This is a genomic window from Sphingomonas tagetis (genome assembly GCF_024211275.1).
GTDB lineage: Bacteria > Pseudomonadota > Alphaproteobacteria > Sphingomonadales > Sphingomonadaceae > Sphingomonas > Sphingomonas tagetis.
On the sequence record NZ_JAMLDX010000014.1, the window covers coordinates 113308 to 123339 of the forward strand.

The window sequence follows — 10032 nt, forward strand, 5'->3', positions numbered from 1 at the left end:
CGGCGCGCGCGAGCCCGCCCCGCCCGGCCTAAGGCGCATGCGCGTGATCGCCACCGGCCTGCTGGTGGCGATGGCGCTCGTCTATCTGGCGGCGCGTCACTTCGAACCGGCCTGGCCCGCCGCCGGCTTCGTCCGCGCCTTTGCCGAGGCGGCGATGGTCGGCGGCCTCGCCGACTGGTTCGCGGTCACCGCGCTGTTCCGCCACCCGCTCGGCCTGCCGATCCCGCACACCGCGATCATCCCGCGCAACAAGGATCGTATCGCCACCGCGCTCGCAAGCTTCCTGCGCGACAATTTCCTGATCCCGCGCGTCGTCGCGCGGCGCATGCAGCAGGTCGACGTCGCCGGCGCCGCCGGCCGTTGGCTCGCCCTGCCGCCCGAAAGCTCGGGCCGCCTGCGCCGCGGCGCGTCGCGCATGGCCGCGAGCCTGCTCGAATCGCTCGATCAGGAGCAATTGGGCGGCATGATCAAGGGCGCGGTCGCCACCCGCCTGCGCCAGACCGACATCGCCCCCTTGCTCGGGCAAGCGCTCGGCGCTGCGATGGCCGAGGGCCGCCACACGCCGCTGATGGATTCGATGCTGCGCTGGCTGGCGAAGATCATCGAGCAGAACGAAGGCCTGATCCGCAAGATGGTCCACGAGCGCGCCGGCACGATCCTGCGCTGGACCGGCCTCGACGAGACGCTGGCGAACGCGATCATCGACGGTCTGACGAAGCTCGTCTCCGACGTCGCCGACGATCCCGGCCACCCGCTGCGCGCCAAGGTCGAGGAAGGTCTCGAAAAGCTCGCCTTCGACCTCCAGTTCGACATCCCCACGCGGATCAAGGTCGAGGAATTCAAGGCCGGCATGCTCGACAATCCCGCGCTCGCCCGCTGGATCGAGGGGATGTGGGAACAGGCCCGCGCCGCACTGCTGCGTGTCGCGCGCGACCCCGATGCCGCGCTCACCGGCAAGCTCGGCGAAGCGCTGCGCCAGCTTGGCCAGACGCTCCAGAACGACCCGCGCCTCGCGCACATGATCAACCGCTTCGTCCGCCGCGCCGCGGTCGGCACCGCCGCCGACTATGGCGACGGCATCGTCCGCCTCGTCTCCGACACGGTGCGCAGCTGGGACACGCAGACCATCACTGGCCGGCTCGAAAACACCGTCGGGCAGGACCTCCAGTATATCCGCATCAACGGCACGCTGGTCGGCGGGCTGGTCGGTCTCGCGATCCACACGCTGCACGTGCTGCTGTAGAGGCCGGCGCGCGGGAAGACTCAGCCGTCATCCCCGGGCGCCAGCCCGCTATCCCGCCCAATCCAGCACCGTCCACCCCTTCGCGGCCGCCAGCTTGCGCAACGGCCCATGCGCATTCACCGCATAGGCCTCGTCCGCCCAGTCCAGCGCCGGCGCGTCCGATACGTGGTCGCTGTAGAAGCGCACCCGCACCTCCCCTCGCGTCAGTCCCTCGCGCGCCAGCCACGCCTCGATCAGCCGCAGCTTGGCGGGGCCGTAGCAATTCTCGCCCTCCAGCCCCGCCAGCACATTCCCATCGGCGTCGCGCCGCGCCTCGGTCGCGATCACATGGCGCACGCCCAGCCGCGCCGCGATCGCGCGCGCATAATAGCCGTGGCTCGCCGTCGCCAGTACCGGCTCCCAGCCCGCCACCCGATCTGCTTCGACCCGCGCCCGCGCATCGGCGAACAGCCCCGCGGCCGCCACACTGTCGGCGAACGCCTCCGCCACCGCCGCCAGATCGCCCGGCGGGATCGAGCGCCCCAGCATCAGCCGATGCGTGATCTCCTTGAGCCGCGCGCGCGAAATCCGCTTCGCCAGATACGCCGCCGACGCCACGCCCGCGAGCGGCCACAGCGCCAGCCGCCACCTCGCCCGCGCCATCGCGGCATGAATCAGGAACGGCATCCACGTCGCCTTGCGCGTGATCGTCTTGTCCATGTCGTAAATTGCGAGTTGCCGCATCTGCGCCTTACTTCACTGCTCATAATTGGGTTTCAACGGAAATATCTGTAAACGCGGGCGCTTGCCGATCCAGCCCGAATGAACCAAGGATGAAAGGGGCCAAACTCGGTCAGGGCGTGGAGCATGATGGCGATCTGCAGGTTCGTGGCAAGGAGCGCGGGTGAAGGCGGGCCGGTTGGCCCGTCGAACCCTCGCGACGCGGCCACGGGCCTGCAGATCGCCACCCCGGAGGGGCAGGGCGAAAATGTCCGCCGGACAGCGTTGGCCGCTCGCCAAGTAGGCACCGCTACCCGGCTTCGCGGCCGCCTTGCCGACGGACATTTTCGCCTCTGTCATGCCCACGCCCTGACCGAGTTTGGCCCCCAAGGATGAGCGCGCCAGCCGATTTTCAGCACGACGCGGCCAATGGAGGGACACTGCGGTTCAGCGGTGACCTGTCGCTGCGCTCGGTCGGCGACTTGCCCGAGCGGCTGGCGGCAGCGCCCGCCCCCATCGCCACGCTCGACCTTTCAGGCATCCAGCGGATCGACACGGTCGGCGCCTGGCTCGTCCACCGCTACGCCCGCGACAACAACGCCGCGGTAACCGGCCTAGACGAGAATGGCCGGCATCTGTTCGAACAGGTCGCCGAATCCGATCACCCGATCGAAGCGCCCCCGCCCCCGCCCGGCACCTTCGTCCGCCTGCTCGGCGAAGTCGGCGAGGCGGTCATTCAGGCGTTCCGCACGCTCTATGGCCTGCTCGGCTTCATGGGCGCGACGGCGCTGGCGCTCGGCGCGGTGATCGTCAATCCGCGCCGCTTCCGCTTCAACGCCACCGTCCACCGGTTCGAGGTCGTCGGCGTGCAATCGCTCGGCATCATCGGGCTGATGAGCTTCCTGATCGGCATCGTCATCGCCCAGCAGGGCGCGGTGCAGCTGCGCCAGTTCGGCGCGGAGGTGTTCACGATCAACCTCGTCGGCCGCATCACGCTGCGCGAGCTCGGCGTGCTGATGACGGCGATCATGGTCGCGGGACGCTCGGGCAGCGCCTTCGCCGCGCAGATCGGCACGATGAAGCTGACCGAAGAGATCGACGCGATGCGCACGATCGGCGTCAACCCGATGGAGGCGCTGGTGCTACCGCGCGTGCTGGCGGCGATCCTGATGATGCCGCTGCTCGCTTTCTACGCCTCGCTCGTCGCGATCATCGGCGGCGGCCTGCTCTGCTGGATCGCGCTCGACATCCCGCCGATCACCTTCATCCAGCGGCTGCGCGAGGTCGTGCCGATGAGCGACCTTTATGTCTGCCTTGTCAAAGCCCCGGTGTTCGGCGCGATCATCGCCATCGCCGGCTGCTTCCAGGGGATGCAGGTCGAGGCCGACGCCGAACAGGTCGGTATGCGCACCACCACCGCCGTCGTGCAGGCGATCTTCCTCGTCATCGTGCTCGACGCCTTCTTCGCGGTGTTCTTCACCGAGGTCGGCTGGACATGACCGCGCCAGCCATTGGGCCGACCTTCGACGGCGAAGCGATCATTCGCGTCCGCGGACTGCGCAACAGCTTCGGCGAGCAGGTCATCCACGACGATCTCGATCTCGACGTCAAGCGCGGCGAGATCATCGGCGTGGTCGGCGGGTCGGGGACCGGCAAGTCGGTGCTGATGCGCTCGATCATTGGGCTGCAACAGCCCGACACCGGCACGATCGAGGTGTTCGGCGAGTCCGTGCTCGATGCCGATGTCGATGATTCGGTCGACATCCGCCGCCGCTGGGGCGTGTTGTTCCAGGGCGGCGCGCTGTTCTCGACGCTGACCGTGGCCGAGAATGTTCAGGTTCCGCTGCGCGAATTCTACCCCAATCTCGACCAGCGCCTGCTCGACGAGATTTCGGCGTACAAGGTCGTGATGACCGGCCTGCCGCCCGATGCCGGCCCCAAATATCCCGCCGAGCTGTCGGGCGGCATGAAGAAGCGCGCCGGACTCGCGCGCAGCCTCGCGCTCGATCCCGAACTGCTGTTCCTCGACGAGCCGACCGCCGGCCTCGACCCGATCGGTGCGGCCGCGTTCGACGAGCTGACCCGCTCGCTCCAGCGCACGCTTGGCCTGACCGTGTTTCTGATCACGCACGACCTCGACTCGCTCTATGCGATCTGCGACCGCGTCGCGGTGCTCGCCGACAAGCGCGTGATCGCGGTCGGCACGATCGACGAACTTCTCGCGCTGGATCACCCGTGGATTCAGGAATATTTCAACGGCCCGCGCGGACGCGCGGCGGTGACCAGCGCCGAGCGCGCGGCCACGATCTCGGGGGCTTAGGGACAACGCATGGAAACCCGGTCAAATCATGTGCTGGTCGGCGCGGTCGTGCTGATCCTGCTCGCCGTGCTGGCGCTGTTCACCGTCTGGCTCGCGCGCATCAACACCGCGGCCGAGAAGGAATATGACATCTTCTTCAAGCAATCGGTCGAGGGCGTGAACAAGGGCTCGGCCGTGTCCTTCTCCGGCGTTCCCGCGGGACAGGTCAAGGAGATCGCGCTGTTCAAGCCCGATCCCAGCCTGGTGCGCGTGCGGATCAGCGTGAACAACGACATTCCGGTGCTTCAGGGCACCACCGCGACGATTCAGGGCGTCGGCTTCACCGGGGTCAGCCAGATCCAGCTCGACGGCGCGGTCAAGGGCGCGCCGCCGATCGCCTGCCCCGAAACCAATCCGCGCAGCGTCTGCCCGATGGGCGTGCCGGTGATCCCGACCAAACAGGGCGGGCTGGGCGCGCTGTTGTCCTCCGCGCCGCGCCTGCTCGAGCGCCTCTCGACGCTGACCGAGCGGCTCACCGAATTGCTCTCGGACAAGAATCAGGCGTCGATCGCCGGCATCCTCCAGAATACCGACCGGCTGACCGGCGAGCTCGCCAAGGGCGCGCCCGACATGCGCCTCGCGATCGCGGAGCTGCGCAATACGGTCAAGCAGGCCGGGTTCGCCGCCGAACAGATCGGTAACCTCTCGCGCACCACCGACGGCGTCCTGTCGCAGGACGTCGCCCCGGCGATGAAGGACCTAAAGACCGCGATCGGCTCGGCCGACCGCAGCATGAAGGCGCTCGAACGCACGCTCGGCAAGGCCGATGTCGGGATCGACGAATTCTCGACGCGCACGATGCCCGAGGTCAGCCAGCTGATCCAGGACCTGCGCGAAATGGCCGGAGCGCTGCAATCGGTCGCCGAAAAGGTCGACAAGGGCGGCGCCGGATCGCTGATCGGCGGTCAGAAGCTCCCCGACTACGAACCCAGGAAGAAGTGAGCCGCATGATGAAGAAGCTCGCCCTTATTGCTCTCGCCCTGCCCGTCTCGCTTGGCGGCTGCATCAAGTTTGGCGCCGAACCGCCGCCCTCGCTGCTCAGCCTCACGCCCACCGCGGCGGTCGCGGTCGGCGCGACCAGCAGCTCGGCCAGCGCCAAGACGATCACCATCGCCGTGCCCGTCGTCCCGCAGGAGCTCGCCGTCGCACGCGTGCCGGTGCGTTCGAGCGACACCAGCGTCGCGTATCTCAAGGATGCGCAATGGGTCGAGGCGCCCAACCGCCTGTTCGCGCGCGTGCTGGCCGACACCATCACGACACGCACCGGCCGCGTCGTGCTGAGCCTGCGGCAGTCGCTGGCCGATCCCGGCGCACGGCTCGGCGGCGAGCTGCGCCATTTCGGTCTCGACGCGCTGACCAACGAAGCGGTCGTCACCTATGACGCCACGCTGTCGCGCGACCGTCCCGACCGCGGCGCGAAGCTGACCTTCGAGAAGCGCCGCTTCGAGGCCCGCGTCCCCGTCACCGCGATCGAGCCCGCCGCCGCCGGCATCGCGCTCAACACCGCCGCCAACCAGGTCGCCGGCGAAGTCGCCGACTGGGTGGGTCGCTGACGCGACCTGACTCCCCTCCCTGCAAGGGAGGGGCTGGGGTGGGTGCGCGCGTTAGCGCGCTCGACTTGCAATGTAGGATTTCATTTGAGAGCGTCAGCGCCGCTCTTTGACATCCTCAAACCCACGCCACCGCTCGCGATAGCTGTCGAGACCTTTGTGACTTTCCGGCATCCAGATACGCGCCAGCTCAAGGCGCGCGCCGCACCGGCGGCATCACGTTGCAGATATCCGCCCCGCCCGCCGGCAGCTCGAAGAAGGGCGGCTCGCGGTTCTCACGCGACTTCACCCACGCCGCGAACCGCGCATTGTCCGCCGCGCGATATTCGAAGCGCGGCCGCTCGGCTTCGGGCAGGTCGCTCGCCAGCCGCACGCTGACGATCGGCACGCGCTGGCTCGCTTCCTTGTAGAGTCCCAGCCCGCCTTCGGTCCCGCGCGGGAGCGACGAGAGATGCTCGATCCCCTCCAGCACGCGTCCGACGATCGCGATGTTGCGGTCGAGATGCCGCGGCGCATGCCCGATCACCGCATAGAGATCGCCGCCGCTTCCCGTGCTCGGCGCCAGATCGCGCGCCACGCCGACCATGCCATAGCAATGCGGCAGCCACGCTACCGTCCCGTTCGTCGCCACCGGCCAGCCGTCCGCACTGTGCCCGGCCGCAGTCGAATAAGGATCGGTCCGCATCAGCCGCGTCACCGCGTCATAGCGCGGCCAGTCATATTCGGCCGGCGGCTGCGCGATCACGCCGTCAGGCAGCGCCTTCTTCTCGCTGGCATCGCCCCATTGCACGACATAATTGTCATGCACGCGGTAGATCGTCTCACCGTCCCACCAGCGCGCCGTAGCGAGCTTGCGGATGTTGGCGACATGCACCGGCGTATAGCGCGCGGCCAGCCGGATCACGACCCGCCGCTCGCCCGCCCCCTTTCCTGCCAGCGTCATCACCAGCAGCTCATCGGCGGGGATCTCGATCCAGTCGGCGGGGAGCGGATCGGAGGGTTTCGGTGCGGCCGGCACAGCGGCGGCCTGAAGCGCGATGGCAAGGAGCGAAGTCAGCATGGCGACACGCTGACACGCTTGCGGTCCCCGCCGCAAGCCACTAGGGCAGCGCCTTCCTGGCATGCGGAGCGGTGGCCGAGTGGTCGAAGGCGCTCGCCTGGAAAGTGAGTATACGTCAAAAGCGTATCGAGGGTTCGAATCCCTCCCGCTCCGCCACCCAGTCCCTCGATCGGTGTTTATTTGGGTCTGCCGCCCAGAAGGCGCGCAGTTCTGCGCCCTTTGTGGGTGCGAACGGTACTGCGGAGAGGCGCCCCGCCAGAGAATTTACGGCAAAATCGGTCCTTTTCTCTGAGGCCACGGCCCGCAGTACGGTTCTGGAAAAGCCCGGAATCGCAAAAGTTCGCTGTTTTTCCACGAATCCGGTCGGCGTGCCGACTCCGTCAACATCGGCCGTAGCAGAGAAAGTGACGCAAAAGCAGATACTTGTGCCGCGAATTGTCGCTGATCACTTCGAGGAAACGTGGCGATAATGCGTGATAATTCGTGATAACTCGCGATAATCGGCTGCAAAACGACGCAGATCCGTCGGCAGTCCGCAGAGGCGCTCCGATTTCTACAAAACTGCTGTGGCACCAGGCGCTCAGTAAGATTCCCGATTGCATCCCGGCCGCGGTTTGAATACAAAGTCATGTCCCACCACGGATCCACACTAGATGGATTCCGTTTGATGGACGTTCCCAATACCCATTCGATCGAAGCGCTGCCGCCGGAGCAAATCAAGCTCGGCAAACGCTGGCGCAAAAATCCGCCTGAACAGATCGCGGAAGCCGCCCGGCAGCTCGAACTCACCGGCACGGTCGTCGAGCCTCCCCTGCTCGACGCCAACGACTATGTCGTGTGCGGCGGCGCCATCGTGCAGGCCGCCCAGCGACTGAAATGGCCCACCATCCCGGTCCTGCGGGTCAACAACATGTCGCCGGAAGAACTCCGGCTTTACGCGATCAATGCGCACAAGCTCTCGGACATGGGCGGGTACGACAATGCCATGCTGGCCGAGGAGCTTCGGGAACTCGCCAAGCTCCTCGGCGACGACGTGCTCTCCAGGCTGGCGATCCCGGAAGGCGAACTCACCCAGCTCCTGGGTCTGGCGGGCGGCACGGCAGATGACGATGTCGACGCCGCGCTCGAGCGCGAGGGAATCGCGCCGATCACACGGCCGGGAGATCTGTGGAAGCTGGGACAACACCGGTTGCTCTGCGGCACCGCGCTCGAGGGGTGGAGCTACGAAGCGGTGATGAAGGACGAGCTGGCGCAGTTCGTCCTGACGGATATGCCATATAACATTTCCATGCGCACGATCTCGAGCCAGCCCGACCGTGAGGAATTCGCGTTCGGGCACGGCGAGATGTCGCCCAACGAGTTCGCCCGCTTCATCACGACCGCGATGCGACACATGAAGGAAGCGAGCGAACCGGGCAGCCTCCATGCCTTCTTCATGAGCTACCACTTCCTGCTCGAATTGCTCCGCGCCGGCACGATCGTCTTCGGCCGGCCCAAGGCGTTGTGCACCTGGGTCAAGAGTCTGCCGGGCCAGGGGAGCCTGTTTCGCTCCCAGACCGAGCAGATCGCGTACTTCCGCAACGGCGACAGCCCCCATCGCAACAACGTGCAGCTCGGCAAGCACCAGCGCAGCCGCTCGACGGCGTGGCATTATGACGGGATGACGACCGCCTCGGCCGAGCGGGACGAAACGCTCAAGTTCCACGCGACGCCGAAGCCGGTTTTGCTCCTGAAGGACGCAATTCTGGACGTCACCTCGCGCACCGGTATCGTTCTCGATCCGTTCGCGGGGATCGGCAGCATCATTCTGGCCGCCCATTCGGCCGAACGCCGGGCGTTCGCGATCGAGATCGAGCCCGGGTTTGTCGATGTTGCAATCCGCCGGATGCGCAACGCCCACGGGATCGATGCCATCCGCGAATCCGACGGGATGTCGTTCAGCGAGCTGGAAACGCTCCAGTCCGAGGGGGCCTGACCATGGCCCGACGTCACAAGCGGCGCTTCCCTCCATCGGACCCGCCGACTGGATCCGTGAGACCGGAATTCGAGAATGCCGACCGCAAGGTCGGGTACTGCAGCCCACCATTCGAGCACCAGTGGCCGCCGGGATATTGCCCCAACCCGAGTGGCCGTCCTCGCAAAAAGGAAATCAAAATGAAACTGCCGACTTTTCCCAGCGATGTTGAGCGCGCAATCCTCGACTACGGCAAGCAGATTGCCGGTGAGGTGAACGGCAAGACCTACACCAATATCGACAAGTCGTTGCTGACCCTCAATGCCCATCAGGCCGAGAAGCCGGAATTCGCGAAAGCCCTCCTTCAAATGTTCCAGGATGCGAGCAAGCGCGAACAGGAATTCAATCTCGCCCTCATCGCCGACGTTTATGCTTACAAGAACGAATGGGGTCCCAAATTCGCTGCGGCGAGGTTGGCCGGCAAACCGCTCCCTCGCCAATATCCCGATCCGGACGATATCGTGATCTGCGACAATCTGACCGTGAAGTTTTTGGGGCCCGTCACCGCCGATGATGCGGCCAAGTGGGAGTTCTTCAAACGGGGGCGCGAGGTGTATTTCTCACTCGCCCGTGAAATCATCGAGATGACGAATTGCACCTGTTCCCTCGAAGAGGGGCGCGAGCGCTATCTCAAACTTCGCCGGCAGTTCTATCGGGTCAACCGCCACCTGCCCAAAGATTTCAAGCGAAAGCACCCCGCGAAGTTCCCGCCGTTCAACCCGACACCGGGGTGCCCGCCCGACTGGGACGATGAGGATGATGAGAATCCCATCGCGTAATACTTTTGTGACGGGCCGGGCACGTGGCGCGTGCCCGGCAGAACACTACGTTGAGCGCCATTTCCGATGCTCGCGCCTGACCGTGTTGATGAGGGAACCGACGAGCAGAATGGCGGGAAGGATATCGAATTCGACTGGAACTCGATGATGATCCGCAGGGACCGATCGATTGGTTAGCTGACCTGCCGTCACCGAATACCCATGCGTGGATGCGGCGGTGACAAAACAGGCCATCGGAACGCCGGCATGGTGCTGAGCGTGGCGGAGTAAAATCCGGCCGTTGGTAAGGCTGCTTCTTTTGGGAGCGGCCGGGGATGTTTGCCGTGGA

10 protein-coding genes and 1 tRNA gene are annotated in these 10032 nt (G+C 66.1%); 8 read left to right on the forward strand and 3 right to left on the reverse strand.

Annotated elements, in window-relative coordinates:
• Positions 1–37: 37 nt before the first annotated feature.
• Positions 38–1243, forward strand: a complete 1206-nt coding sequence (locus M9978_RS16825) for a DUF445 domain-containing protein (RefSeq protein WP_254295225.1) — start codon at positions 38–40, stop codon at positions 1241–1243.
• Positions 1244–1291: 48 nt separating this feature from the next.
• On the opposite strand, the gene M9978_RS16830 is transcribed toward M9978_RS16825, so the two are convergent.
• The gene (locus M9978_RS16830; protein ID WP_254295208.1) at positions 1292–1966 is read right to left on the reverse strand and encodes an HAD family hydrolase; all 675 of its coding nucleotides are present in this window, start codon (positions 1964–1966) and stop codon (positions 1292–1294) included.
• Between the two features lie 368 nt (positions 1967–2334).
• Between M9978_RS16830 and M9978_RS16835 the strand changes: the two genes are divergently transcribed.
• Genes M9978_RS16835 through M9978_RS16850 form a run of 4 tightly spaced genes read left to right on the forward strand, consistent with a single transcriptional unit; the run spans position 2335 to position 5854 of the window.
• Positions 2335–3441, forward strand: coding sequence for an ABC transporter permease (locus tag M9978_RS16835; RefSeq protein ID WP_254295209.1), 1107 nt, complete (start codon positions 2335–2337; stop codon positions 3439–3441).
• Positions 3438–4262 (forward strand): ABC transporter ATP-binding protein, encoded by an 825-nt coding sequence (locus tag M9978_RS16840; RefSeq protein WP_254295210.1) that lies wholly within the window; start codon positions 3438–3440, stop codon positions 4260–4262. The genes M9978_RS16835 and M9978_RS16840 overlap by 4 nt, the downstream gene beginning before the upstream one ends.
• 9 nt (positions 4263–4271) lie before the next feature.
• Entirely contained in the window at positions 4272–5243 is a 972-nt protein-coding gene (locus tag M9978_RS16845; RefSeq protein ID WP_254295211.1) for an MlaD family protein, read from the forward strand.
• Positions 5244–5248: 5 nt separating this feature from the next.
• Positions 5249–5854: an ABC-type transport auxiliary lipoprotein family protein gene (locus M9978_RS16850; RefSeq protein ID WP_254295212.1), complete on the forward strand. Its 606-nt coding sequence runs from the start codon at positions 5249–5251 to the stop codon at positions 5852–5854.
• Between the two features lie 187 nt (positions 5855–6041).
• On the opposite strand, the gene M9978_RS16855 is transcribed toward M9978_RS16850, so the two are convergent.
• Positions 6042–6911 (reverse strand): peptidylprolyl isomerase, encoded by an 870-nt coding sequence (locus M9978_RS16855; protein WP_254295213.1) that lies wholly within the window; start codon positions 6909–6911, stop codon positions 6042–6044.
• 65 nt (positions 6912–6976) lie between these two features.
• On the opposite strand from M9978_RS16855, the gene M9978_RS16860 reads away from it, so the two are divergent.
• From M9978_RS16860 to M9978_RS16870, 3 genes are all read left to right on the forward strand, one after another.
• A tRNA-Ser gene (locus M9978_RS16860) sits at positions 6977–7067 on the forward strand.
• Between the two features lie 511 nt (positions 7068–7578).
• Entirely contained in the window at positions 7579–8886 is a 1308-nt protein-coding gene (locus tag M9978_RS16865; protein ID WP_254295227.1) for a DNA modification methylase, read from the forward strand.
• Between the two features lie 179 nt (positions 8887–9065).
• Positions 9066–9704: a hypothetical protein gene (locus tag M9978_RS16870; protein WP_254295214.1), complete on the forward strand. Its 639-nt coding sequence runs from the start codon at positions 9066–9068 to the stop codon at positions 9702–9704.
• 45 nt (positions 9705–9749) lie between these two features.
• Here the strand turns inward: M9978_RS16870 and M9978_RS16875 are convergent.
• Positions 9750–10032, reverse strand: a 283-nt coding sequence (locus tag M9978_RS16875; protein ID WP_254295215.1) for a hypothetical protein, incomplete at its 5' end; no start/stop codon positions are given.

What these genes read in the sequence shown, in the direction of transcription:
- M9978_RS16825 (WP_254295225.1), top strand. Translation starts at nt 38, where the DNA reads ATGCGCGTGATCGCCACCGGCCTGCTGGTGGCGATGGCGCTCGTCTAT.
- M9978_RS16830 (WP_254295208.1), bottom strand. Translation starts at nt 1,966, where the DNA reads ATGCGGCAACTCGCAATTTACGACATGGACAAGACGATCACGCGCAAG.
- M9978_RS16835 (WP_254295209.1), top strand. Translation starts at nt 2,335, where the DNA reads ATGAGCGCGCCAGCCGATTTTCAGCACGACGCGGCCAATGGAGGGACA.
- M9978_RS16840 (WP_254295210.1), top strand. Translation starts at nt 3,438, where the DNA reads ATGACCGCGCCAGCCATTGGGCCGACCTTCGACGGCGAAGCGATCATT.
- M9978_RS16845 (WP_254295211.1), top strand. Translation starts at nt 4,272, where the DNA reads ATGGAAACCCGGTCAAATCATGTGCTGGTCGGCGCGGTCGTGCTGATC.
- M9978_RS16850 (WP_254295212.1), top strand. Translation starts at nt 5,249, where the DNA reads ATGATGAAGAAGCTCGCCCTTATTGCTCTCGCCCTGCCCGTCTCGCTT.
- M9978_RS16855 (WP_254295213.1), bottom strand. Translation starts at nt 6,911, where the DNA reads ATGCTGACTTCGCTCCTTGCCATCGCGCTTCAGGCCGCCGCTGTGCCG.
- M9978_RS16865 (WP_254295227.1), top strand. Translation starts at nt 7,579, where the DNA reads ATGGACGTTCCCAATACCCATTCGATCGAAGCGCTGCCGCCGGAGCAA.
- M9978_RS16870 (WP_254295214.1), top strand. Translation starts at nt 9,066, where the DNA reads ATGAAACTGCCGACTTTTCCCAGCGATGTTGAGCGCGCAATCCTCGAC.